This is a genomic window from Pseudomonas sp. ESBL9, from assembly GCF_036668715.1.
In the GTDB taxonomy this organism is placed as follows: domain Bacteria; phylum Pseudomonadota; class Gammaproteobacteria; order Pseudomonadales; family Pseudomonadaceae; genus Aquipseudomonas; species Aquipseudomonas lundensis.
This window is the reverse complement of record NZ_JAZEVV010000003.1, coordinates 223,232-247,728: the sequence shown is the minus strand read 5'-3', so window position 1 is coordinate 247,728 and position 24,497 is coordinate 223,232. Positions and strand designations below refer to the sequence as shown.

The 24,497-nt window shown below is 59.0% G+C and carries 27 protein-coding genes; 16 read left to right on the top strand and 11 right to left on the bottom strand.

The window, feature by feature from the left end; all coding sequences use genetic code 11:
- Window positions 1-146 precede the first annotated feature (146 nt).
- The 4 genes from V6F78_RS10845 to pilM are packed head-to-tail and all read right to left on the bottom strand — an operon-like array spanning window position 147 to window position 2,540.
- A complete protein-coding gene (locus tag V6F78_RS10845) occupies window positions 147-674 on the bottom strand; it encodes a pilus assembly protein PilP (protein WP_169859250.1) in 528 nt (175 codons plus the stop codon).
- Complete coding sequence (locus V6F78_RS10840; RefSeq protein ID WP_332727179.1) at window positions 671-1,291, bottom strand: type 4a pilus biogenesis protein PilO; 621 nt, start codon at window positions 1,289-1,291, stop codon at window positions 671-673. The genes V6F78_RS10845 and V6F78_RS10840 overlap by 4 nt, the downstream gene beginning before the upstream one ends.
- A complete protein-coding gene (locus V6F78_RS10835; protein WP_047291456.1) occupies window positions 1,291-1,857 on the bottom strand; it encodes a PilN domain-containing protein in 567 nt (188 codons plus the stop codon). Before V6F78_RS10835 ends, V6F78_RS10840 begins: the two co-directional genes overlap by 1 nt.
- Complete coding sequence (pilM, locus tag V6F78_RS10830) at window positions 1,857-2,540, bottom strand: type IV pilus assembly protein PilM (protein WP_169859249.1); 684 nt, start codon at window positions 2,538-2,540, stop codon at window positions 1,857-1,859. The genes V6F78_RS10835 and pilM overlap by 1 nt, the downstream gene beginning before the upstream one ends.
- 205 nt (window positions 2,541-2,745) lie before the next feature.
- Here pilM and V6F78_RS10825 point away from each other — a divergent pair, with 205 nt between their 5' ends.
- Window positions 2,746-5,169, top strand: a complete 2,424-nt coding sequence (locus tag V6F78_RS10825) for a penicillin-binding protein 1A (protein WP_390898184.1) — start codon at window positions 2,746-2,748, stop codon at window positions 5,167-5,169.
- A gap of 146 nt (window positions 5,170-5,315) precedes the next feature.
- Here V6F78_RS10825 and V6F78_RS10820 read toward each other — a convergent pair whose 3' ends face one another.
- The 3 genes from V6F78_RS10820 to rpmE all read right to left on the bottom strand — a co-directional run bounded on the left by V6F78_RS10820 (window position 5,316) and on the right by rpmE (window position 7,826).
- Window positions 5,316-6,584 carry a malic enzyme-like NAD(P)-binding protein gene (locus tag V6F78_RS10820; RefSeq protein WP_047272988.1) on the bottom strand — a complete coding sequence of 423 codons (1,269 nt, stop codon included), beginning with the start codon at window positions 6,582-6,584 and terminating at the stop codon, window positions 5,316-5,318.
- 181 nt (window positions 6,585-6,765) lie between these two features.
- On the bottom strand, window positions 6,766-7,593 hold the full coding sequence (locus V6F78_RS10815) for a thermonuclease family protein (RefSeq protein WP_332727176.1): 828 nt from the start codon (window positions 7,591-7,593) through the stop codon (window positions 6,766-6,768).
- Between the two features lie 5 nt (window positions 7,594-7,598).
- Window positions 7,599-7,826, bottom strand: coding sequence for a 50S ribosomal protein L31 (gene rpmE, locus V6F78_RS10810; RefSeq protein WP_047272986.1), 228 nt, complete (start codon window positions 7,824-7,826; stop codon window positions 7,599-7,601).
- A 218-nt stretch (window positions 7,827-8,044) separates the two neighbouring features.
- Here rpmE and V6F78_RS10805 point away from each other — a divergent pair, with 218 nt between their 5' ends.
- The 6 genes from V6F78_RS10805 (at window position 8,045) to V6F78_RS10780 (ending at window position 15,509) form a co-directional block, all read left to right on the top strand.
- Window positions 8,045-10,264 carry a primosomal protein N' gene (locus tag V6F78_RS10805; protein WP_047279881.1) on the top strand — a complete coding sequence of 740 codons (2,220 nt, stop codon included), beginning with the start codon at window positions 8,045-8,047 and terminating at the stop codon, window positions 10,262-10,264.
- Between the two features lie 209 nt (window positions 10,265-10,473).
- On the top strand, window positions 10,474-12,210 hold the full coding sequence (gene argS / locus V6F78_RS10800) for an arginine--tRNA ligase (protein WP_047291451.1): 1,737 nt from the start codon (window positions 10,474-10,476) through the stop codon (window positions 12,208-12,210).
- A gap of 1 nt (window position 12,211) precedes the next feature.
- Entirely contained in the window at window positions 12,212-12,904 is a 693-nt protein-coding gene (locus V6F78_RS10795; protein ID WP_047272983.1) for an SPOR domain-containing protein, read from the top strand.
- A gap of 175 nt (window positions 12,905-13,079) precedes the next feature.
- Entirely contained in the window at window positions 13,080-13,610 is a 531-nt protein-coding gene (hslV, locus tag V6F78_RS10790; protein WP_016783176.1) for an ATP-dependent protease subunit HslV, read from the top strand.
- A gap of 67 nt (window positions 13,611-13,677) precedes the next feature.
- On the top strand, window positions 13,678-15,012 hold the full coding sequence (gene hslU, locus V6F78_RS10785; RefSeq protein WP_047272982.1) for an ATP-dependent protease ATPase subunit HslU: 1,335 nt from the start codon (window positions 13,678-13,680) through the stop codon (window positions 15,010-15,012).
- A 125-nt stretch (window positions 15,013-15,137) separates the two neighbouring features.
- Window positions 15,138-15,509 carry a gamma-butyrobetaine hydroxylase-like domain-containing protein gene (locus V6F78_RS10780; protein ID WP_390898183.1) on the top strand — a complete coding sequence of 124 codons (372 nt, stop codon included), beginning with the start codon at window positions 15,138-15,140 and terminating at the stop codon, window positions 15,507-15,509.
- Between the two features lie 136 nt (window positions 15,510-15,645).
- On the opposite strand, the gene V6F78_RS10775 is transcribed toward V6F78_RS10780, so the two are convergent.
- From V6F78_RS10775 to V6F78_RS10760, 4 genes are all read right to left on the bottom strand, one after another.
- The gene (locus V6F78_RS10775; protein WP_047291447.1) at window positions 15,646-16,386 is read right to left on the bottom strand and encodes a phasin family protein; all 741 of its coding nucleotides are present in this window, start codon (window positions 16,384-16,386) and stop codon (window positions 15,646-15,648) included.
- Window positions 16,387-16,574: 188 nt separating this feature from the next.
- Window positions 16,575-16,856 carry a polyhydroxyalkanoic acid system family protein gene (locus V6F78_RS10770; RefSeq protein ID WP_047291446.1) on the bottom strand — a complete coding sequence of 94 codons (282 nt, stop codon included), beginning with the start codon at window positions 16,854-16,856 and terminating at the stop codon, window positions 16,575-16,577.
- Window positions 16,857-17,467: 611 nt separating this feature from the next.
- The gene (locus V6F78_RS10765) at window positions 17,468-17,785 is read right to left on the bottom strand and encodes a hypothetical protein (protein ID WP_047291444.1); all 318 of its coding nucleotides are present in this window, start codon (window positions 17,783-17,785) and stop codon (window positions 17,468-17,470) included.
- Between the two features lie 273 nt (window positions 17,786-18,058).
- A complete protein-coding gene (locus V6F78_RS10760; protein WP_047272977.1) occupies window positions 18,059-18,334 on the bottom strand; it encodes a polyhydroxyalkanoic acid system family protein in 276 nt (91 codons plus the stop codon).
- 110 nt (window positions 18,335-18,444) lie between these two features.
- On the opposite strand from V6F78_RS10760, the gene ubiE reads away from it, so the two are divergent.
- From ubiE to V6F78_RS10715, 9 genes are all read left to right on the top strand, one after another.
- Window positions 18,445-19,215, top strand: a complete 771-nt coding sequence (gene ubiE, locus V6F78_RS10755) for a bifunctional demethylmenaquinone methyltransferase/2-methoxy-6-polyprenyl-1,4-benzoquinol methylase UbiE (protein ID WP_019825250.1) — start codon at window positions 18,445-18,447, stop codon at window positions 19,213-19,215.
- Window positions 19,215-19,838 carry a ubiquinone biosynthesis accessory factor UbiJ gene (locus tag V6F78_RS10750; protein ID WP_047291442.1) on the top strand — a complete coding sequence of 208 codons (624 nt, stop codon included), beginning with the start codon at window positions 19,215-19,217 and terminating at the stop codon, window positions 19,836-19,838. The genes ubiE and V6F78_RS10750 overlap by 1 nt, the downstream gene beginning before the upstream one ends.
- Complete coding sequence (gene ubiB / locus V6F78_RS10745; RefSeq protein ID WP_047272974.1) at window positions 19,835-21,439, top strand: ubiquinone biosynthesis regulatory protein kinase UbiB; 1,605 nt, start codon at window positions 19,835-19,837, stop codon at window positions 21,437-21,439. The genes V6F78_RS10750 and ubiB overlap by 4 nt, the downstream gene beginning before the upstream one ends.
- Window positions 21,440-21,517: 78 nt before the next feature.
- A complete protein-coding gene (gene hisI / locus V6F78_RS10740; RefSeq protein ID WP_047272973.1) occupies window positions 21,518-21,919 on the top strand; it encodes a phosphoribosyl-AMP cyclohydrolase in 402 nt (133 codons plus the stop codon).
- Window positions 21,912-22,244, top strand: a complete 333-nt coding sequence (locus V6F78_RS10735) for a phosphoribosyl-ATP diphosphatase (protein WP_047272972.1) — start codon at window positions 21,912-21,914, stop codon at window positions 22,242-22,244. Before hisI ends, V6F78_RS10735 begins: the two co-directional genes overlap by 8 nt.
- Window positions 22,245-22,267: 23 nt before the next feature.
- Window positions 22,268-22,546 (top strand): twin-arginine translocase TatA/TatE family subunit, encoded by a 279-nt coding sequence (locus V6F78_RS10730; protein ID WP_019825245.1) that lies wholly within the window; start codon window positions 22,268-22,270, stop codon window positions 22,544-22,546.
- 10 nt (window positions 22,547-22,556) lie between these two features.
- Window positions 22,557-22,970 (top strand): Sec-independent protein translocase protein TatB, encoded by a 414-nt coding sequence (gene tatB, locus V6F78_RS10725; RefSeq protein ID WP_047291437.1) that lies wholly within the window; start codon window positions 22,557-22,559, stop codon window positions 22,968-22,970.
- Window positions 22,971-22,974: 4 nt separating this feature from the next.
- Window positions 22,975-23,772 (top strand): twin-arginine translocase subunit TatC, encoded by a 798-nt coding sequence (gene tatC, locus V6F78_RS10720; protein WP_047274887.1) that lies wholly within the window; start codon window positions 22,975-22,977, stop codon window positions 23,770-23,772.
- A complete protein-coding gene (locus V6F78_RS10715; protein WP_047272969.1) occupies window positions 23,769-24,479 on the top strand; it encodes a 16S rRNA (uracil(1498)-N(3))-methyltransferase in 711 nt (236 codons plus the stop codon). The genes tatC and V6F78_RS10715 overlap by 4 nt, the downstream gene beginning before the upstream one ends.
- Window positions 24,480-24,497: the final 18 nt, after the last annotated feature.

Genomic DNA, 24,497 nt, shown 5'->3' with positions numbered 1-24,497 from the left:
GCATTGCCAGGCGCAAGCTGCTCGACCCGGGAGGTCGACGCATCGGGAAGTATCACAGGCGCACTGGCGACTGCTGCCTGTGAATTCAGCGCACTCCATAGCGCCAGTCCACAGACCGGGAAAATCCTTTTCATGGTTTGTTTCCGTTAAGACTGCTGTTTCAAAGGAAGGGTCAGGGTTCTTTCCAGCCAACCACCCCGACCATCAGAAATCACTTCAAACACTTCAACGTAGTGCGGGTTGAGGGCCACAATGCGGCCGTTCTGGCGACCCAGATAGTCGCCGGATTGCAAGCGGTGCACCACGCCGCTGACGCGCAACAGGACGCTGTCTTCGTACTGATCTGACAGCGTGCCGACCATCTCGAACTGCTCAAGGTCAATGCTTTCCAGCCTGCTTTTGCTGCGCTCGCCCTCAGCGCTGTGGTCCGTATCACTGACCTGCCAGCGTGCCCCTTCATCCCCGTGCTGACCTTGAAAAGGGCTGCGCAGCGCAGTGGCGTCATAAGCAAACGCAGGGTGCTGCACACGGGTCGGCATCGAGGGTGCGGGGACGCCCGCTGCCCCACGAAGCGCCTGCAACTCCTGCTCAAGGGACTCAATACCCGGCGGATTGTCGCAACCCGCCAACAGGGCCAGCGCACCGGCCAGCCCACATCGATACTTCACACTCACGGGATCAATCCTTGATCGTTGGCGCGATAGGTTTTAGCCAGTAACGTCATGCGCAACGGGCCGTTGGCCGCCGGTGTGGCCGCCGTCAGGGTGAAATCATGCAGCGTGACAATGCGTGGCAAACCCGCAATACCACCGAGAAAAACCCCAAGGTCGTGATACCCGCCCACGACCTTCAATTGCAGGGGGAGCTCGCTGTAAGCGGGTTGCAGTGTTTCAGGCAACCACTGGATCTGCTCGATGATCAGGCCGCTGTTTTGGGCAAGCCGGGACACTTCGTCCAGCAGCCCCGGCACCTGTGACTGGCGCGGTAGTTGCCGCATCACCTCGTCGAACGCCGTTTGTAATGCTTGAAGGTGCTGGTGATGGTCAACCAGTGACGCCGCCTGTTGGGCACGGGTTGCCAGTTGGGCTTTGAGTACCGGCTCGGCGCTGCGTTGCTCATGAAGCCGGGCCAGTCCGGGCTGCAACCAGAGCGCATAACCCGCCAGCACCAGCAACACCACAAACCCGGTCGCGACACCTGCTTTACGCTTGCCCGACCACGTCCCGGCCTGCTTGAGATTCAATTCATGCAGGTCAACCGTACGCAGGCTCTCCAGCCATTGCGCGACCATCAGAACTGCCCGCCATCATGGCCGTTTTGCGATTGCTGCACGGTCATGTGAAATAACCGTGCAGGGCTGCCGTCCTGGGCGTCTTCGGCGCCCACTTCAATCAACGTGGGGGCTTCAAGCCAATGGGAGGCGTCGAGATTGCGCATCAACTCGGCGACCCGTGCAGTGGACTGCGCCACCCCTGTGATCGCAATGGTGCGCTCGGCCATCTTCACGTCAGTGAAATACACACCTTCCGGCAAACTGCGCGCCAATTGATCAAGCACGATGCTGCTGCCCGAACGATTGCCTTGCAGGGTCTCGATGGTTTGCATGCGCTCCAGCAATTGCTCGCGACGTACTTTCAGCTGATCGATCTGCTGCGCACGCCCATCCAGCTGGACCATGGCGCTCCTGATCAGGTCATTACGCGCCAACTGCCGCTCCACGGCGCGGTCCACAAAATGATCCAGCACAAACAAACCCGCAGCCGTGACTACCAGCAACGCCACCAACATGCCCACATACCTTTTGCGGCGCTTTTCGCGCAGCCACTCACGCCATGGCAACAAATTGATTCGCGCCATCAATCGAACCCCCTCAAGGCCAGACCACAGGCTGTCAACAGCTGCGCAGCATCGCAGAAGAGCGCTTCGGGCGCGAGGCGGGGATTGATATTGACCCCGGCAAACGGGTTGTCCGGCTGATAACCGGGCACGCCACTCAACCAGTGCAGGCCCCGGGCATGGGCGTGATCGCGCACATCAATGACCTTCGCCTGCAAGCCGGCCTGCACCAGTACCGATTGATGCCACTCAAGCGCTTGCTGGCGGCACACCACCAGCAACACGTTCGTGCGGTACGGGTCATCGGCGCAAGGCCCCAGCACCTCGAAATCCAGCGCGGCTTCATCGAGGTTGTAAGGGACGTAGTGTTCCGCTTCAAGGCGCACGTGCAGTTCAAGGTCCTGCTCGTTCAGGCCGGTTTCAACTTGAATGGTTTTACACATCACCAGTGTGTCTGGCATCGACATCGCGGCACTGCGGGCCTGGATGCCTGCCTTGCTCAGCGCAACGGACAACACGTGGGCGACACTTTTTGCCGTGTCGCCGGTCAGATCGTGCAACGCCATGGTCGGCAAGGGCTCAATGGCATAGGCTTGCAGCTCAAAGCCGCTGCGCGACTGGCTTAATTCGACCACATTGATCGCGTGTTGGCCGACCTCGACACCCGCGTAACGCTGAGGTTTTTGTGTGAACAATCCGGGCACTGCTGTTTTCCCTAATGCAATCCGTGACTTACGGAGGGTGAAAAATGAGATCCGTTCATAACCCGACCCGATATGAGGCCCATGACGCCCATGACCGAAAAATGCTTATAATGCCGGGCGTTTTTTCCCGCATTGTCGACCCGTCGCGCCTGCGCACTGCCCTGACGTGCAACCCACTTCTTAATCTGGAAATCCAAAAGCCTTGATTCGTCTGCTGAAGTTTTTCGGGTGGTCATTCGTTGCTGTGATCTGCGGGCTCGTGCTCGGGTTGAGTGGCGCGTTTCTCTATCTTAGTCCTGGCTTGCCGTCCGTAGAGTCGTTGAGAAGCATCCAGTTGCAGATTCCTTTGCGGGTCTACACCAGCGACGGAAAGTTAATCGCAGAGTTTGGCGAAATGCGCCGCTCTCCGATCAAGTTCGCCGACATTCCCCCCAACTTCATCAATGCATTGCTGTCGGCCGAAGATGACAACTTCGCCAATCATTACGGGGTCGACCCGAGCAGCCTGATGCGTGCCGCGACCCAGTTGGTAAAAAGCGGACACATACAATCGGGTGGCAGCACCATCACGATGCAGGTGGCGAAGAACTATTTCCTATCCAGTGAGCGGAGTTTTTCCCGCAAAACCAACGAAATTCTGTTGGCACTGCAAATCGAACGCGAGCTGACCAAGGACGAAATCCTTGAGCTGTACGTGAACAAGATTTACCTGGGCAACCGCGCCTACGGCATCGAATCGGCCGCCCAGGTGTATTACGGCAAATCGATCCGCGACTTGAGCCTGGCGCAGATGGCGATGATCGCTGGCCTGCCCAAAGCCCCCTCGCGCTTCAACCCGCTGGCCAACCCGGTACGCAGTAAAGAACGTCGCGACTGGATTCTGGGCCGCATGTACAAGCTGGGTAAAATCGACCAGGCCAGCTACGAAGCAGCGATTGCCGAACCGGTCAACGCCAGTTATCACGTGCCGACCCCGGAAGTGAACGCCCCTTACATTGCTGAAATGGCCCGTGCCGAAATGGTCGGTCGTTATGGCAGCGAGGCCTACACCGAAGGTTATCGCGTCACCACCACGGTGCCGAGTGACCTGCAGGAACTGGCCAACAAGTCCGTCGAAGACGGGCTGATCACCTACGACCAGCGCCACGGCTATCGCGGCCCTGAGTCGCGCTTGCCCGGCAAGACGCTGGCGGTCTGGAAGCAAGAGCTGGCCAAGCAGCGCTCGATTAGCGGCCTTGAGCCAGCCATCGTGACTGAGGTCGACAAAGATGGCTTACATGTCCTGACCCGCACGGGTGAAGGCCGCGTGAGCTGGGACAGCATGAAGTGGGCGCGACGCTTCCTGAACACCAACAGCATGGGCCCGTTGCCCAAACAGCCAGCCGACGTGGCGCAGGTGGGCGATCTGATTCGCGTCCAGCCGCAAGCCGACGGCAGTTTCAAGTTCAGCCAGGTGCCGACCGTACAAGGCGCGCTGGTTTCACTTGACCCCAACAATGGGGCCATCCGCGCCTTGGTGGGCGGGTTCGCGTTTGAGCAGAGCAACTACAACCGTGCAATGCAGGCCAAGCGCCAGCCAGGTTCAAGTTTCAAGCCTTTCATTTATAGCGCAGCACTGGATAACGGCTACACGGCCGCCACGCTGGTGAACGATGCGCCGATTGTGTTTGTTGACGACTACCAGGACAAAGTCTGGCGGCCGAAAAACGACAACAACACCTTCCTCGGCCCTATCCGCGTGCGTGAAGCGCTGTACAAGTCGCGCAACCTGGTGTCGATCCGCCTGCTGCAAAGCCTGGGCGTCGACAAGACGGTCGACTACATCAGCAAATTCGGTTTCAGCAAACAGGACTTGCCACGCAACCTGTCGCTGGCACTGGGGACCGCGACCTTGACGCCCATGGAGATCGCCATGGGCTGGAGCACCTTTGCCAACGGCGGTTATAAAATCACCCCGTACCTGATCGACAAGGTTGAAAGCCGTAATGGCGAGACCCTGTTCGTGGCCAACCCGCCGAGCGTGCCTAAAGAGGCCCGCAAAGACGTGCCGCCCGAAGCCGAAGCGCTGACCATCGACACCCTCAATGCCGCGCCGGGCTTGCCGACCACTGAAACCCAGGCCGTGGCCGAGCGCATTGTAGACGGGCGCACCACGTACATCCTGACCAGCATGCTGCAAGACGTGATCAAGCTCGGCACTGGCCGCCGCGCCTTGTCGCTGGGGCGTACCGATCTGGCCGGTAAAACCGGGACGACCAACGAATCCAAGGATGCGTGGTTCTCGGGCTATAACGCCGATTACGTGACCACGGTGTGGACCGGCTTCGACCAGCCCGAAAGCCTCGGTCGTCGCGAATACGGCGGCACGGTGGCGCTACCGATCTGGATCAACTACATGGGCGGTGCACTGAAAGACAAGCCGCCTCACACCCAGGCCGAACCTGAAGGGATTCTCAGCCTGCGGGTTGACCCGATCAGCGGCCGCGTGGCGTCGCCAGGTACACCGGGCGCGTACTTCGAGCTGTTTAAAAGCGAAGACACGCCGCCGTCCAACAGCGAGTTAGGCAATGGCGTTGCACCGGGCAGCCCGCTGCCCGCAGAGGATGGCGCCCCGATCGACTTGTTCTGACGGCATCACCCTTCGCCAGAGGCCGCGCCCTTCGGGGTCGGCCTCTCATGCCGACAAACCGCCCGCCTGGGCCATGCCCTTTCTCGCAGAACCAAAAAAGCCCCGACACTCGCGTGCCGGGGCTTTTTGTTTAGCGCTGTCGAACCTTAGCCGTTGAACACGTCATCCACGCTTTTAAGCGGGTAGTTCTTCGGGTACGGCAGGGTGGCAACGCCGGTCTCGATGGCGGCTTTAGCCACAGCATCGGAGATCACGGTGATCAGGCGAGCGTCCATTGGTTTAGGAATGATGTACTCACGACCGAATTCCAGCTTGATGCCGCCGTAGGCGTCACACACGTCCTGTGGCACTGGCAGTTTGGCCAGTTCGCGCAGGGCGTTGGCCGCAGCGATCTTCATCTCTTCGTTGATGCGCTTGGCGCGAACGTCCAGTGCCCCACGGAAGATGAACGGGAAACCCAACACGTTGTTGACCTGGTTCGGGTAGTCCGAACGGCCGGTGGCCATGATGACGTCGTCACGGGTGGCGTGCGCCAGTTCCGGGGCGATTTCCGGATCCGGGTTCGAGCAGGCGAACACGATAGGGTTGGCCGCCATGGACTTCAGGCCTTCAGCGCTCAGCAGGTTAGGACCCGACAGGCCAACAAACACGTCAGCGCCTTCCAGGGCATCGGCCAGGGAACGCTTCTCGGTGGCGTGAGCAAACACTGCCTTGTACTGGTTCAGGTCATCACGGCCGGAGTGAATCACACCGGTACGGTCAACCATGAAGATGTTTTCGATGGTTGCACCCATGCTCACCAGCAATTTCATGCAGGAGATGGCGGCCGCACCAGCGCCCAGGCAGACGATTTTGGCGTCAGACAGGGTTTTACCGGCGATTTCCAGGGCATTGATCATGCCGGCTGCGGTCACGATCGCGGTGCCGTGCTGGTCATCGTGGAATACCGGGATGTCGCACTGCTCGATCAGCGCACGTTCGATCTCAAAGCACTCAGGGGCCTTGATGTCTTCGAGGTTGATACCGCCGAAGGTGATGGAAATGCGTTTAACGGTATCGATGAAAGCCTGTGGGCTCTCGGAATCGACTTCGATATCGAACACATCGATACCGGCGAAGCGCTTGAACAGGACGCCCTTGCCTTCCATCACAGGTTTGGAAGCCAACGGACCCAGGTTACCCAGGCCCAGAATGGCGGTACCGTCAGAAATAACGGCAACCAGGTTGCCCTTGCCGGTGTACTTGTAGGCCAGCTCGGGATCGCGGGCGATTTCGCGCACTGGTTCGGCTACACCCGGGCTGTAGGCCAACGCGAGATCGCGGGCAGTTGCGGTGGGCTTGGTGAGCTCGACACTCAGTTTCCCTGGACGGGGCTGGGCATGATATTCGAGAGCGGCGGTTTTCAAATCAGACATGTGGGCATTCCGCTTTTTTGCTGTTGGACAGACGGATCGCCGAGCATACGCGTGTCGCAAAGTCCCGACAAGACTGGCCGATCAGCAGTGTCAAGGGCTTTACCCTACGACTTTGGGCCAAGAGCCGCAGCCCGCAAGGGCTGGAGTGTTCACAATCCACATTTAAAATTGTCTACAATTTTTAGCGAGAAACGACTTTCAGCATCCCCGGATGCGTCAAAGGCAACATCCAGCGTGCCTGCCCCGCTTTCAAACCGCCCCGGCGCGAGCGATCAAGTACCCAGCCACGCGCCTCAAGCTGCGCCCCTTGTAAACCGGATAAGGTTTTTGGGTCGAAACTGGCCAGATGATTGGGTGCAATGTGCAGCACCAATCCCCCTTCCAAGTCGATCCAGAGCCCACCGCGATTGCGTTGCACCTTGCTCACCGTACCGCTCACCAGCAAGAAGCCCGAGCGACTGATTTGCGACGGCGCCTGCACCGGCGAATGCCGCCACAGCCCCGCCCCCGCCGAACGCGCGCGCTGTTCAGCCGTTTGCTGGCAAGCCAGCAGCTCTACGTTGGGCGCAATCGCCACCTGATACGCCAAGCCGTCGGCCAGCAATTGCGCTTCGAAATTGCTGCCATCTGCGCCGAATACGTGGGCAAGCGTGCGACCGTAGCGGTCCTTGGGTTGCATGCCCGCCAGCACCCCGACCCGCCCGTCGCTGCGCGCCACCAGCGCCTGCAAACGCTTGCGGGCCGCATCCGCATAAGGCTCGGCGCTTTGCCCCTTTTTACCGGTCTCCGGCGCATTAAGGCCGATCATGCGCACACTGCGTCCGTCTTTGAGCCGCAAGGTGTCGCCATCGACCACGCGCTCGACCTGAGCGGGCGTTACCGCACGCGGCGCCGGGCACAACACCTCGGCCTGAACCGAAGAAAGCCAAATCGCGGGCACAAAAAAGGCGCCCGCAAGGGACGCCTTTTTCAATAACCCGGTCAGACCCAAGAGCCTGTCCAGAGTCATACGCCTTACTCGGCGGCTTTTTTGGTAGTACCGAAAGCACCGAAACGAGTTTTGAAACGATCAACACGACCGCCAACGTCCAGAGTTTTCTGCTTACCGGTGTAGAACGGGTGGCACTCGTTGCATACGTCAGTGTTCAGTGGCTTGCACAGGTTCGAACGGGTTTCGAACTTGTTGCCGCAGCTGCAAGTTACTTCGATCACTTCGTACGCTGGATGGATATCGGCTTTCATGGGTATTCCTCAGGCTAGCGTGCCGCCACTCAACACCATTGTTGAATACCGCACGTAAATTTAGGGCGCCGATAATACCAGACCTTTGCATTGACGCAAGCGGCCAAGCATGCTCCTTCCAAAATCATTGCGCTTTAAACAGCCTGCCTTTTAGTCCCCAAGTACGTTGTCTGCTAGTCTGCGGGCCATCTTTGCCGTTCATCACTTGAGAGCCTCGCGTGCCCGACGCCATTTTGCGCCTTGCCCTGCCTTCCCCTTTGCGCCGCTTGTTTGATTACCGGGCGCCTGCGGGCGTGCGCCGCGATCAGTTGCAGCCGGGCATGCGCTTGCGGGTGCCGTTCGGTCGACGCGAGATGATTGGCATATTGGTTGAAGTGGTCGATCACAGCGATGTGCCCGCCGATAAGCTCAAGCCCGCGATTGCGCTGCTCGACACCACCGCGCCCCTGCCCCCTTCGCTGTTCAAACTGTGCCTGTGGACGTCGCAGTACTACCAGCACAGCCTGGGCGACACCCTGAGCTGGGCATTGCCGGTACTGTTGCGTCAGGGCGAATTGGCCGAAGCGCGTCAGGAACGCTTTTGGCAGGTGGCCCCCGGTGCTCGCCTGGACGACCCGCGCATCGCCCGCGCACCCCGTCAGCGGGAGGCACTGGCGACTTTGGCGCAGCACCCCCATGGCGTTGCGCACGCGCTGTTGAGCAAGTTGATGCTGAGCAAAGACAGTCTGGACCTGTTGCTGGCCAAAGAGCTGGTCACCGTTGAAATCCGCCGTCATGCGCCAAGCCAGCGCCACGAACACTGGCTGGCGCAGCCCGAACTGCCGCTCAACAGCGAGCAACGGGCCGCGTATGAGGCCATCCACGCCGGGCTCGGCAGTTTTCATGCGTTTTTGCTGGCCGGGGTAACGGGCAGCGGCAAGACCGAAGTGTATTTGCAACTGATCCGCGAGACCCTGGAAGCCGGCAAGCAGGCGCTGGTGCTGATCCCGGAAATCAACCTCGGCCCGCAAACCCTGGCCCGCTTTGAGCAACGCTTCAATGCGCGCATCGCGCTGGTGCATTCGGCGGTCAATGACCGTGAGCGCCTTGAAAGCTGGCTGGCCGCGCGCGATGGCGAAGCCGACATTATTATTGGCACCCGCTCGGCACTGTTCACCCCGATGAAAAACCCGGGGCTGATCATCATCGATGAAGAACACGACGGCTCTTATAAACAGCAGGAAGGCTTGCGTTACCACGCCCGCGACCTGGCACTGGTGCGCGCACGGCAGGAAAACATCCCGATCGTGCTCGGATCTGCCACCCCGTCGCTCGAAAGTCTGCATAACGCCTACACCGGCCGTTATGGGTTGCTGCGCCTCAATGAACGCGCGGGGGGAGCCAAACAACCGCGCTTCCTGCGACTCGATGTAAAAAGCCGTCCGCTGGACAGCGGTATTTCCGGCCCGATGCAACAAGCCATTGGGCAGACGCTGGCAGCAGGCCAGCAAGTGCTGGTGTTTCTCAATCGCCGGGGTTTTGCCCCCACACTGCTGTGCCACGATTGCGGCTGGATGTCGGAATGCCAGCGTTGCGACGCACGCATGACGGTTCACCAGCGCTCGGGCGAGTTGCGGTGCCACCATTGCGGCTATGTCGAACGCGTCCCGCGCAACTGCCCGCAATGCGGCAAGGTTGACTTACGCCCCGTCGGCGCGGGCACCGAGCGTGCCGAAGAGCGGCTGGGTATTCTGTTCCCGGATTACCCGGTGCTGCGCGTCGACCGGGACAGCACCTCGCGCAAAGACGCGATGAACCAACTGTTTGCCACCATCCAGAAAGGCAAGCCATGCATTTTGATCGGCACGCAAATGCTCGCCAAAGGCCACCACTTCCCGCGGGTCACGCTGGTGTCAATTCTGGACGCCGATGGCGGTTTGTTTTCCGGCGACTTCCGCGCCAGTGAGCGCATGGCGCAGTTGATTGTGCAGGTGGCCGGACGCGCCGGGCGCGCCGAGGAGCCGGGCAAGGTGATTATCCAGACCCACCTGGCCGACCACCCGTTGCTGATCCAGCTGACGGAGCAAGGCTACTTCGCCTTTGCCGAGCAAGCGCTCAGTGAACGCCGCGCGGCCGGGTTGCCGCCGTTCGCGCACCTGGCCTTGTTGCGGGCCGAAGCGCATAAACCGGGGCAGGCCGAAGGGTTTCTGGATCAAGCGTGCAGCGAGGCAGAGCGCCTGCTGGGTGAGCTGAACCTGACCGGTGTCGAACTGCTCGGCCCGGTGCCCGCGCCAATGGAACGCCGGGCCGGGCGCTACCGCGCGCAATTGCTGCTGCAGGCCAACGCCCGCGCGCCGTTGCACCGGTTGCTGAATCAATGGCTGCTGGTGCTCGAACAAATGCCCGCCGGGCGACAAGTGCGCTGGTCGCTGGACGTTGATCCGGTTGACCTCTATTGACCGCACAGTCGTTGATCGAGAGCAACTGCACCCCTATCTATATAGGCACCCTTAAAGGTGTGAATGGATCCCGGATCACGCAAGGATCGTCACCACAGATCCATTACCCGACTGCCAAGGTTGGCAAGGCCGACCCGGCAACGGATAATGCCCAGTTTTTCCACCTGCGCACTGAAGCGCTACCGCGCTTGCGGTCGAAAGAGAAGACCATGAAAGACACCATTCGCCAGCTTATTCAACAAGCCCTTGCTCAACTCGTCACAGAAGGTGTGTTGCCTGAAGGCCTGACGCCAGCGATTCAGGTGGAAAACGCCCGTGACAAGACCCACGGTGACTTCGCCAGCAACATCGCCATGATGCTGGCCAAGCCTGCTGGCCTGAAGCCGCGCGACCTGGCTGAAAAAATCATCGCTGCCCTGCCGGCCGATGAGCAGATCAGCAAGACTGAAATCGCCGGCCCCGGCTTCCTGAACTTCTTCCAGAACACCCAGGCGCTGGCATCGCGTCTCGACGCCGCGCTGGCCGACGAGAAAATCGGCGTGCGCAAGGCCACCCCGGCCATGCGCACGGTCATCGACATGTCCGCCCCCAACCTGGCCAAAGAGATGCACGTCGGCCACCTGCGCTCGACCATCATTGGTGACGGCGTGGCGCGCGTGCTGGAATTCCTTGGCGATGAAGTGATCCGTCAGAACCACGTGGGCGACTGGGGCACCCAGTTCGGCATGCTGATGGCTTATCTGGAAGAAAACCCGATCACCAGCGACGAGCTGTCTGACCTCGAAAACTTCTACCGTGCCGCCAAACAGCGTTTTGACGAGTCGCCGGAGTTCGCCGACCGTGCCCGTAGCCTGGTGGTCAAGCTGCAAGCCGGCGACCCGGACTGCCTGGCGCTGTGGTCCAAGTTCAAGGACATCTCGCTGTCGCACTGCCAGAAGATCTACGAACTGCTGAACGTGAAACTGACCATGGCCGACGTGATGGGTGAAAGCGCCTACAACGACGACCTGATCAACGTGGTCAACGACCTCAAGGCCAAAGGCATGCTGGTCGAGAGCAACGGCGCACAATGCGTGTTCCTCGACGAGTTCAAAAACGCGGAAGGCGAGCCGCTGCCGGTGATCATCGTCAAGGCCGACGGCGGTTACCTGTACGCCACCACTGACCTGGCGGCCATCCGCTACCGCAGTGGCGTTCTGAAAGCCGACCGCGCGCTGTACTTTGTCGACCAGCGTCAGGCCCTGCACTTCCAGCAAGTGTTTGCCGTGGCGCGCAAGGCCGGTTTCGTGACGCACCCGATGGACATGGAACACATGGGCTTCGGCACCATGAACGGCGCTGACGGCCGCCCCTTCAAAACCCGCGACGGTGGCACGGTAAAACTGATCGACCTGCTCAACGAAGCCAAAGAGCGCGCCTATACGCTGGTTAAAGAGAAAAACCCGGAGCTGCCGGAAGAAGAACTGCGTGCCATCGCCAAAGTGGTCGGCATCGATGCGGTCAAATACGCCGACTTGTCCAAGCACCGTGCCAGCGACTACAGCTTCAACTTCGACCTGATGTTGAACTTCGAAGGCAATACCGCGCCTTACTTGCTGTACGCGTACACCCGTGTGGCGGGCGTGTTCCGCAAGCTGGGCAAAAACTTCAACGAAGTTGAAGGTCATATTGTGCTGCAAGCACCACAAGAGCTGGAGCTGGCCGCCAAGCTGGCGCAGTTCGGCGAGGTGCTGAACAATGTGGCCGAGAAAGGCACGCCGCACATTCTGTGTACCTATCTGTACGAAGTGGCAGGCCTGTTCTCCAGCTTCTATGAGAACTGCCCGATCCTGAACGCAGAAGACGAAACACAAAAGCAAAGCCGCCTGCGCCTGGCTGCCCTGGCGGGCCGTACCCTCAAGCAAGGTCTGGAATTGCTGGGCCTGGAAACTCTGGAGCGCATGTAAGTTGGCCGCCAAGAAAAAACCTGCACCCAAGCGTGGCGCCAGTCGGTATCAGGCGCCCGCCAAACAACCGATTCCCGGTTGGCTGTGGATGGCCATCGGCCTGACCGTGGGCGCATTTATCGTGTTTCTGATGAAACTCGAACCCGGCAAGGGCGACGACGTCAAACGGGTCAAGCAAGAGCAGCAGAAGGCTTCGCAAACGGCACAAGCCAATAAAACACCGCCAAGCCCGACGCAGCCGGCCAAGCCAAAGTACGACTTCTATACCTTGCTGCCCGAGTCTGAAGTGATCGTGCCGCCAGAAGCCGTGCCGGAAAAAACCCCACCGACACCGCAAACCGCGCCGCTGGCACCCGTGACCCCCGCCGAGGCGGCCAAGATCGACACCGCGCGTGCCCAGGCGGCATTGAGCGGCATCACGCCACCGCCTGCACCACCGGTGGCCAAAGCAGCGCCGGTCACCAAGTTCTTCTTGCAGGCGGGCTCGTTCCGCAAGCAGGCAGACGCGGAAAAGGTGCGCGCACAGATCATCCTGCTCGGCCAGACCGCCACGGTGGAAGCCGGGACAGTGAAGGATGAAACCTGGTATCGCGTGCTGGTGGGTCCGTTCAGCAACCGCGACCAGCTCACCGTCGCCCAAAAGCAATTGGCGGGCAGCGGCTTTAGCAACCTGTTGCTACAGCAGCGCCGCTAACCCTCGCCAGCCCGGCGCCCCTGCAGATCCCACGCAAGATCTGCAGGGGCCGGCTGACGGGCGATTGTTTGTTCACCACTCATCCGCATTCCCTCCCCACAGTTGAAATACTCGACTGCACCCCCATATGTATCTCCATCAGGCATTTTCGCCCCGCTGCGTGGAGACTCTTCCCTTGACCACCATCGTTTCAGTACGCCGTCACGGCAAAGTTGTCATGGCTGGCGACGGCCAGGTTTCACTTGGCAACACCGTCATGAAAGGCAACGCGAAAAAAGTCCGTCGTCTCTATCACGGTCAGGTCATTGCCGGTTTCGCTGGCGCCACCGCTGATGCATTTACCCTCTTCGAACGTTTTGAAGGCCAACTGGAAAAACACCAGGGCCATCTGGTTCGCGCTGCCGTCGAGTTGGCCAAAGAATGGCGTACCGACCGCTCGCTGAGCCGCCTTGAAGCCATGCTGGCCGTAGCCAACAAAGACGCTTCATTGATCATCACGGGCAACGGTGATGTGGTTGAGCCCGAAGACGGCTTGATCGCCATGGGTTCGGGCGGTGCATTCGCTCAAGCCGCTGCACGCGCCCTGCTGATGAAAACCGAGCTGTCGGCCCGCGAAATTGCCGAAACCGCTTTGGGCATCGCGGGCGACATCTGTGTATTCACCAACCACAACATCACTATCGAGGAGCAGGACCTCGCCGAATAAGCCGCCTGCCGGGTCAATTCACCGACCCGTATGTGCCCTTCATTCAGCTAGAGGAACGCCAACTACTATGTCCATGACCCCCCGCGAAATCGTCCACGAACTCAATCGCCATATCATCGGCCAGGACGATGCCAAACGCGCCGTCGCCATTGCCCTGCGTAACCGCTGGCGCCGCATGCAGCTCCCTGAAGAGCTGCGCGTCGAAGTGACCCCCAAGAACATCCTGATGATCGGCCCGACCGGTGTCGGTAAAACCGAAATTGCACGTCGCCTGGCCAAACTCGCCAATGCACCGTTCATCAAGGTAGAAGCCACCAAGTTCACGGAAGTGGGCTATGTGGGCCGCGATGTGGAGTCGATCATTCGTGATCTGGCAGACGCTGCCATCAAACTGCTGCGGGAACAGGAAATCGTCAAAGTTCGCCACCGTGCCGAAGACGCGGCCGAAGAGCGCATCCTCGACGCCCTGCTGCCACCGGCGCGCACCTTTGGCGAAGAAGCCGCTGCCCCGCAGGACACCAACACTCGCCAGCTGTTCCGCAAGCGCCTGCGTGAAGGCCAACTGGACGACAAAGAGATCGAAATCGAAGTGGCTGATGCCGTTGGCGTCGATATCTCCGCGCCCCCAGGCATGGAAGAAATGACCAACCAATTGCAGAGCCTGTTTGCCAACATGGGCAAAGGCAAGCGCAAGAGCCGCAAGCTCAAAGTCAAAGAAGCCCTGAAAATGGTGCGTGACGAAGAAGCCGGCCGTCTGGTGAACGACGAAGAACTGAAAGCCAAAGCGCTGGAAGCCGTTGAGCAACACGGCATTGTGTTCATCGACGAAATCGACAAAGTGGCCAAGCGCGGTAACGTGGGCGGCGCCGATGTTTCCCGCGAAGGCGTACAGCGTGACCTGCTGCCGCTGATCGAGGGCTGCACCGTGAACACCAAGCTGGGCATGGTCAAAACTGACCATATCCTGTTCATTGCCTCGGGCGCCTTCCACCTGAGCAAGCCCAGCGACCTGGTGCCTGAGCTGCAAGGCCGTCTGCCGATCCGCGTAGAACTTAAAGCGCTGTCGCCGGAAGACTTCGAACGCATCCTTAGCGAGCCGCATGCTTCACTGACCGAGCAATACCGCGAGCTGTTGAAAACCGAAGGCCTGAACATCGAGTTCATGCCGGAAGGTATCAAGCGTCTGGCCGAAATCGCCTGGAAGGTGAACGAAAAAACCGAAAACATCGGTGCGCGCCGTTTGCACACCCTGCTAGAGCGCCTGCTGGAAGAGGTATCCTTCAGTGCAGGTGATATCGCCAGCGCGCAAAAAGATGAACCGATCCGGATCGACGCCGAGTACGTCAACAGCCACTTGGGCGAGTTGGCAGAAAACGAAGACCTGTCGCGCTACATCTTGTAAGTCCACTGGCCCGCAAGGGCAAACATGACACCTGTAGCCGCTGCCGCAGGTTACGAAACGGGTTAACGCCTGTTCGTAACCCGCGCCAGCGGCTACGGTGTTTGTGAAGACCAAAGGTTATGACCATGATTCCTAGCGCCATCAACCTGCATAAAGCCTCGAAAACACTCACGCTGAAGTACCCCTCGGGCGAGGAGTACGATCTGCCTGCCGAATTCTTGCGCGTGCACTCACCGTCCGCCGAGGTACAAGGCCACGGCAATCCAATCCTGCAATTTGGCAAGATCAATGTAGGTATCAGCCACGTCGAGACCGCAGGGCAATACGCACTGAAGATCACCTTTGATGACGGCCACGACAGCGGGCTGTTTACGTGGGAGTACCTGTACCAGTTAGGGCAGCGTCAAACTGAACTCTGGGCGGAGTATCTGGCAGATCTGAAAAAAGCCGGGAAGTCTCGCGACCCGTCCGAGTCCATCGTCAAATTGATGCTGTGAAAAACGCTGCTATCGCACTTCGACCCTATTTCACCCTGTGTAGTCGCCAACGCTTCATACGCAGCGGACATCAGTCGGAAACTGCGAGGCTGCGCTGTAACGCCATATGAAACTGGCCGCAGACTCGCATTGCTCGTCAGGACGCCGGGGTTTCCGTTTTTGGCGCGCTAGCAGCAGGCGCTGAAACGGTTGGGGTTTTGGGCGCTGCCGGTTTTTTGCTGGCGGCGGGCTTTGAAGCCGCGGGTGTAGCAGGTTTAGTCGTTGCCGGTTTAGTCACAGGTTTACTGGCAGACGCAGGGGCTTTTTTGGGCGCAGGTTTTGCTGCCGGTTTAACCGCTGGTTTGGCTGTGGTTTTGCTGGCAGGTCTGGCGGGCGCCGCTTTGGCCGCAACCGGTTTGGCCGCAGGCTTTGCAGAAGCCGGTTTGCTGGCCACCGGTGCTTTGGTCCCCGCCACTTTGGCGGCGGCAGCTGACAGCTTTTCAATGTGCTTGGTCAGCGTCTCGACTTTGGCCTGCAACACTTTCACTTCATCGCGACTGGGGACACCCAGCCGGGCAATTGCCCCGCTCAGACGCTTATCAAACGCCTCTTCCAGTTCACCCCATTTACCCAGTGCCAACTCTTTAACATCCTCGACCTTGGAACGGGCGGACGACTTGGTTGATTTGGGTTCAGCCGCTTTAGTCAGCTTCTCGGCTTTCTCGCCATCCTTGACCAGACTGTCAAACAGCTTGCTGCCGTCGGTATCAATTTTCGAATACACACCCAAGCCTGCCAGCCAGATTTTGCGTGAATACGCTTCTACCTTGCCTACCCATGAGTGGCTTTCATTAGCAGGTGCAGCTTTTGCAGATGCAGCCGGTTTTTTAGCAGCCATCGTGTTCCCCTCAATGTTCAGTCGCGACATCCGTAGCCAAACTGTCGAATCATCAAGATGAACAAAATGTTCACCTCCATCAGGTTTAGACGCTAAAGCCGTGTATTTCAAGGGTCGGAGGTGGGCGCTAAAACCATGGCCTGCGAAGGCCATGGTGTTCAAACAACAAGCGTTAAAGCCGCCACGCCCTAAATCAGTTCTTTCGCCAGGATCGAATTGATCGTGGACTCAATAACGCCCTTGAAAGCGCTTTGCAGAAAATTCAGTTCAACAATCACAGTGACCGTTTTTTCGGAGACTTCCAGCGTCCCGGTGATACCGGTCATTCCATGTTTAACCGTCACGCCCTTATCAGACCAAGAGGTTTTCAAACCATACTGCTCGGCCAAGCCATCGACCAGGCCTCGCGCTCGGATCATAGCCTGTGCAATACCCAGATTATGCTCACGTGTAATTTTTACATTCGCCATAACAAACATCCTTTTAAAATTATAGGGGTGAATTAACATAACCACGCGCCATCCTGGCGCCCGGCAGAGCAACTACTGCAACCTCATGCGATATTAATAACTTCAATTTCGCGTTCACATGAGCGAATAACACAGTCATTCAGAACCACATCACTGTGGATTGGCGAATACCAAACCGCCTCAAGCACGACTGTAATCGAACAAAACACTGACTGATGAGCCATTGCTGTATTCGCTATAAATAACTGTAGCGCCCCTTGTCCAACATACAAATACATCAATTTGACTACCTGTTTACGGCGAACGCTCTAATACGCACTTGACATAGCTTTCACTGTTTTAACTTCATGCTTTACAGCGCTTTAAAGTAAAACCACCTACCGCCTGGAGCACCAATGCGCGTTTACATCCCTCTATAAACCCAACATTGCTGGCCTGTGCTTCAGCCAGCGGTTAATCCATTGGCGAAGCGCTCAGGGCCAGGCGTGCTCTCTGTGCCTTTCGCTTCCTCCTTCGATACATCCCATCTCAGCGTCAACCCCCACTGCAACGTACAAAACGCCATCCCATTGAAGGGATAGCGTTGTTGATAAAGCGTGACGAGGGGTTAATTAATGCAGGCGTGAATTCGGAAAGGCTTCTTCCATCAGATCCGTCGCATCAATTTCCATACGCCAGTTATCTTTCTCGGCGACGGGGCCAGCCAAGGTAAAAATCACACTATTGCGATAAACAATAAGGCTACCGACATCTGCTTCTTGGGTGTCTTGGAGAATAAATTTGGTGAGGTCTTCATCACCGCGCTGCTCATCCACTCGTAGATGTTCACGATCTTTGACGAAAGCATGGATAAGGGCACGTGACTTTTCAAGCGCTTCTTTATGTTCAATTTTAGGGCCGTACGCGAGCATATAACGATAGACAGACATTTAATAATCCCATGGTGGTTTTTGAGTCCTGAAAAACAATAACCACTGACAGAGCATTATCAAAACGAACAGCCCGCCTCATGCCGCCCCGATAAAACTTAAACAAATAAGTCACTTAAGAAAATTCTCAAGCCTACTTCCATCGTTAGTGCATTGATCGCTGATGACTCTCACACAACAAAGGGCATTGCGCTAACACATGAATACGCGAACCACGGTTCACTTGCTGCCCGTCTGGACATTCACCTGCAGGGGCAGCAAGCCGTATCCTCTTCAAGCCAATGCTTTATCCAGCGAACGCTCGATTTCAGATTTGATCATGCCGCTCATCGCTGACATCAACATGCCCAGTTTCACGTCGACCTTGACGGTGTTCTCGCTGATCTCCAGCACACCATCCACACCTGAGCGCTTGAAGGCGACCTTGTCTCCCGACCATTGAGGTTTGAGCCCGTATTGCGACTCAAGCTTGGCAACCACGTCCCGCGCCTTCACGCGTGCGACCTCCAGGCCAAGGGTGTGGGTGCGTTCAACGTTGATGTGCGCCATGGCGGTTCTCCTCATAAATAAGCCGCTCACTATACTTACATTGACCCTCGCCAAGACAAAGTCGGCCACCGGGATTAGAATGGCCAGCATTCTCTTTTGGTGACAGCGATATGACTGATCAGCGCAAAGGCAGCGATGCCGAACCCACCACGCACTTCGGCTTCAAAAACGTTCCGGAAAGCCAGAAAGCGGAAAAAGTCGCCGAGGTGTTCCATTCCGTCGCGGGCAAATATGACCTGATGAACGACGTTCTGTCGGGCGGCATGCACCGCCTGTGGAAGCGTTTCACCATCGAGCTGTCGGGCGTTCGCCCAGGCAATAAAGTGCTGGATATCGCCGGTGGTACGGGCGATCTGGCGCGCAAGTTCTCGCATCTGGTCGGCCCGACCGGGCAAGTGGTACTGGCCGACATCAACGCCTCGATGCTCAAGGTCGGCCGTGACCGCCTGCTGGACAAAGGCGTGGCGGGCAATATCGAATTTGTTCAAGCCGACGCTGAAAAGCTGCCGTTCCCGGACAACTACTTTGATTGCGTGACCATCGCTTTCGGCTTGCGCAATGTGACCCACAAAGAGGACGCCCTGCGTTCGATGCTGCGCGTGCTCAAGCCGGGGGGTCGTCTGCTGGTGCTGGAGTTCTCCAAACCGACCAATGCCCTGATGTCGAAGGTTTACGACGCCTATTCGTTCGCCTTTATGCCGATGGTTGGCAAACTCATCCTCAACGACCCGGAAAGCTACCGCTACCTGGCCGAATCGATCCGCATGCACCCGAATCAGGAAACCCTGAAATCGATGATGGTCGAAGCCGGTTTTGACCGCGTGACGTACCACAACATGACCTCGGGCATTGTTGCCCTGCATCGCGGCATCAAGCCCTGATGTTGCTCAGCGGCCTTCTCGCCAGCGTCGAGAGCGGTGTTAACCGTGTCTTGCGCCTGGACAGCACTGCACTGGCGCGCATGCGGCCTTTGACCGGCAAGGTCATCGCGGTCGAATGCGCGAGCCCCGCATTGCACCTGTTTATCCTGCCCAGCGATGAAGGTTTGCTGCTGGCTGCCCAATGGGCGGCCGATGCCGATTGCACCCTGCGCGCCCCGGCGTCCAGCTTGCTGCACCTGGCCTTGAGCAAAGACAAAACCGCTGTGTTACATGGCCCGCAGGTCGACCTCGAAGGCGACAGCCATGTGCTGATGGAACTGGCGGCCATCCTTCAAGATCTGGAGCTGGACTGGGAGTTCGAGCTTTCGCGCTGGATTGGCCCGGTCGCGACCGCCCTGATTGCCGGTCATGTGCGCAGCCGTGCCAACTGGTATCAACACGGGTTCGCCAGCCTGAATCAGAATCTGGCCGAATACCTGAGCGAAGAAGCCCGCACTTTGGTCGGAGAACGTGAAGCGCAAGCGCGCTTTGACGAACTGGATCAACTCAAACTCGACCTGGACCGACTCGAAGCGCGTGTTGAACGCCTTTCTCGATCCCTCAATACCAGCGATCCCGCATGAAGCTGCTTGCCATTCGTCGCCTGTTTCGCATCCAGCGCGTTGTCATTCGTTACCGACTCGATGACCTGCTATTCGCCCTGCCATTGCCCTGGTGGATGCTGTCGTTGCGCTATGTGTTGCCGTGGCGTTGGTTCCCGCGCAAAAAGCTTGAGCTGAGCCGCGGCGCTGCGTTGCGTCTGGCGTTGCAGGATCTGGGGCCGATTTTCATCAAATTCGGGCAGATCCTCTCCACCCGCCGCGATTTGCTGCCGCCCGACATCGCCGACGAGTTGATGCTGCTGCAAGACCGCGTACCGCCGTTCGACCCGCAAGTGGCGGTGAAGCTGATCGAAGAGCAGTTGGGGGCCACCATCAGCGACGTGTTCAGCCGCTTCGATATCGAACCGCTGGCCTCGGCATCCGTCGCGCAGGTTCACGCCGCCAAGCTCAAGACCGGCGAAGAAGTGGTGGTCAAGGTGGTTCGCCCGGGCCTGAAGCCGATCATCGGTTCGGATCTGGCCTGGCTGTTCATTCTGGCCAAGACCGCCGAACGCCTGAGCGCCGATGCGCGTCTGTTGCACCCGGTGGATGTGGTCAGCGATTACGAAAAGACCATTTACGACGAACTCGATCTGTTGCGCGAAGCGGCCAATGCCAGCCAGCTCAAGCGCAATTTCGACGGTTCGCCGCTGCTGTATGTACCGCAGATTTACTGGGACTGGTGCCGCCCGAAAGTCTTGGTCATGGAGCGCATTTACGGGATTCAGGTCACGGACCTGGCCGCCCTCGCTGACCAGCGCACTGACATGAAGCTGCTGGCTGAACGCGGTGTCGAGATTTTCTTCACCCAGGTGTTTCGCGACAGCTTCTTCCACGCAGACATGCACCCCGGCAATATTTTCGTCAGCACCGTGAGCCCCTGGAGTCCGCAGTACATCGCGATCGACTGCGGCATTGTCGGCAGCCTCACGCCTGAAGATCAGGACTATCTGGCGCGCAACCTGTTTGCGTTCTTCAAGCGCGACTACCGCCGTGTGGCGCAGTTGCACATTGATTCGGGCTGGGTGCCGGCGCACACCAAACTCAACGAGTTCGAAGCTGCTATCCGTACCGTGTGCGAGCCGATCTTCGAGAAGCCGCTGAAAGAGATTTCCTTTGGCCAGGTGCTGATGCGCCTGTTCCAGACCGCGCGGCGCTTCAACATGGAAGTCCAGCCGCAATTGGTATTGCTGCAAAAAACCCTGCTTAACATCGAAGGCCTCGGGCGTCAGCTTTACCCCGACCTCGACCTCTGGAGCACGGCGCAACCCTTCCTCGAGCGCTGGATGCGCGAACGCGTCAGCCCGAAAACCCTGCTGCGCAACTTGCACAGCCAGGTCGAGCAGATTCCGCACCTGGCAGGCATGACCCGCGACCTGCTCGAGCGCCTCTCGCAGCCCCATGCGAAAAACCAGAAGTTGGTCGTGACCGAGCCGCGGGACAGCTGGTTCTTGCGTTTGCTCGGGGCGGGACATTTGGCCGCAGGTGCCTTGTTGGCCTCCGTTGGCCCGCTGCACACCCTGGGCTATTGGCCGGCTGGCATCATGCTGGCCGTGGGCTTGTATCTGATCGTGCGCCGATAGCCAGCCCCAGGCGAGGCTGGCAAACTGTGCATTCGCCGGTCCGGACCATCAGGTGCGGGCCCGTTGTCGGAGTCATACATGAAAGACTGGCTGGACGAGATCAAATGGGACAACGACGGCCTGGTGCCAGCGATTGCCCAGGACCATAAAACCGGGCGCGTCTTGATGATGGCCTGGATGAACCGCGAGGCCTTGAGCCTGACTGCCGCCGAGAACCGTGCCATTTACTGGTCACGTTCGCGTGGCAAGCTGTGGCGCAAGGGCGAGGAATCGGGCCATGTGCAAAAACTGCACGAGATGCGCCTGGACTGCGACGCCGACGTCATCATCCTGATGGTCGAGCAGATCGGCGACATCGCCTGCCATACCGGACGTCAGAGCTGCTTCTACCGCGTGTACGAAAACGCCGAGTGGAAAACCGTTGATCCGGTCCTGAAAGACCCGCACGCCATTTACCAAGCAGGGCACACCCATGACTGACACCTTGAGCCGCGTTGCCCAAGTCATCGAAGCGCGCAAGAATGCCGAACCGGGCAGCTCTTACGTCGCCAGCCTGTACCACAAGGGCTTGAACAAGATTCTGGAGAAGGTCGGTGAAGAATCGGTCGAGACCATCATCGCCGCCAAGGACGCTGCCATCAGCGGCGATTGCAGCGATGTGATCTACGAAACCGCCGACTTGTGGTTCCACAGCATGATCATGCTCGCCCAACTGGGGCAGCATCCGCAGGCTGTACTCGATGAACTGGAGCGTCGCATCGGCACCTCCGGCCACGTGGAAAAAGCCTCACGGCCGTCCGCCTAACCTCTTTTGCAAAGGAACAGATCATGGGCATTTTTGACTGGAAACACTGGATCGTCATTCTGGTAGTCGTGGTACTGGTCTTCGGCACCAAAAAACTGAAAAACCTCGGCACTGATGTCGGCGAATCGATCAAGGGCTTTCGCAAGGCCATGAACGACGACGAAAAACCGGCCGAGCCTGTGGTGCCACCTGCGCAGCCAACGGCCGCGCCGCAGCCGCACACCACCTCGACCCTGAACGAGCCGCACACCATCGACGTGCAGGCCCAAAAAGTCGAAGAGCCAACCCGTAAAGACGTGTGAGCCAAAACCCATGTTCGGTATCAGCTTCAGTGAACTGCTGCTCGTCGGCCTCGTGGCCCTGCTGGTGCTCGGCCCCGAGCGCCTGCCGGGGGCCGCACGCACGGCAGGGCTGTGGGTCGGGCGCCTGAAACGCAGTTTCAACGCGATCAAACAGGAAGTTGAACGTGAAATCGGTGCCGACGAAATCCGTCGACAACTGCACAACGAACACATCCTGTCGATGGAAGAGGAAGCCAAGAAGATCATGGCCCCCCTGCAGGACGCCATGAAGCCGATCACGCCGGTCGAGCCGCCTGCGCCGCCCGCCGCCGTGCCTGCCGAACCCGCCAGCCCCGCGCCTGTGAGCCTGAGCAAAACCGCGTCCGAACCTGCGCCTGAACCGGCAGCGCCACACGACCCAACCCTGCCACCGCGAGCCCCTTAAGCGCATGAGCGACATTCCTGAAAATGACCAGCCAATGCCGCTGGTCTCGCACTTGACCGAGCTGCGCACCCGCTTGTTGCGTTGCATCGCGGCGATTTTCATCATCTTCGCCGGCTTGTTCGCCTTCACGCAGCAGATCTACACACTGGTCTCCACCCCGCTGCGTGAATACCTGCCGGTGGGCGCCACGATGATCGCCACCGACGTGGCGTCGCCCTTCCTGACGCCGCTCAAGCTGACCATGATGGTCTCGCTGTTCATTGCCATCCCGGTGATCCTGCACCAGATCTGGGGCTTCATTGCGCCCGGCCTGTACAAGCACGAAAAACGCATCGCCGTGCCGCTGCTGATCTCCAGCATCTTTCTGTTCTACGCCGGGATGGCTTTTGCCTACTTCCTGGTGTTCCCGCTGGTGTTCAAGTTCTTCGCCGCCGCCACCCCGGAAGGCGTGGCCATGATGACCGACATCAGCAGCTACCTCGATTTCGTCATGACCCTGTTCTTCGCCTTTGGCGTGGCCTTTGAAATCCCGGTGGCCGTGGTGTTGCTGGTCTGGATCGGCATTGTCGACGTCAAATACCTGCGCAAGATCCGTCCGTACGTGATCATCGGCTGTTTTGTGGTCGGTATGATCCTGACCCCGCCGGACATCTTCTCCCAGACCCTGCTGGCGATCCCGATGTGGATGCTGTTTGAAATCGGCATTCTGTTCGGCAGCCTGGTCAGCAAAAACAAACGCGGCAATGACGCAGACGAGCAACCGGCTGACCAAAACGCCCAACCGCCAGCGCCGCACGCGTGAACCTTCTGCTCCTCGAAGAGGCTGACTTCATTGCCGCCGACCGCGTGATCCTGCGTGATCGGCGCCTGACGCACATGCAGGAAGTTCACCGTGCCGCTGTCGGTGACAGCCTGCGCGTGGGTCGGATTGGCGGCTTGATGGGCAGCGCCGAGCTGGTGCGCCTGGAGCCCAAAGAGGCTGAGCTGGTGATACACAGCCTCGACCAGCCGCCACCGGCCAAACTGCCCCTGACCCTGCTGCTGGCCCTGCCGCGACCAAAAATGTTGCGCCGTGTGCTGCAAACCGTGGCCTCGATGGGCGTGCCCAAGGTGGTACTGGTGAACAGTTACCGGGTCGAAAAAAGCTTTTGGCAGACCCCGTTCCTGGAGCCTGAGGCGATTCGCGAGCAACTGATCCTCGGGCTGGAGCAGGCCCGCGACAGCGTGTTGCCTGAGATCATTATCGAAAAGCGCTTCAAACCGTTTGTCGAGGATCGCCTGCCTGCCCTGGTGCAAGGCACGCGCGGACTGGTGGGCCATCCCGGCGATTACCCGCCCTGCCCGCGCGGGCTGGATGAAGCCGTGACCCTGGCCATCGGCCCGGAAGGCGGCTGGATCCCTTACGAAATCGACCTGTTGGCCAACGCCGGGTTGCAACCGGTGCAACTGGGCGCTCGCATCTTGCGGGTCGAAACCGCCGTCACCGCCCTGCTTGCCCGTCTTTTTTGAGGCTGTAACCGCCCACAG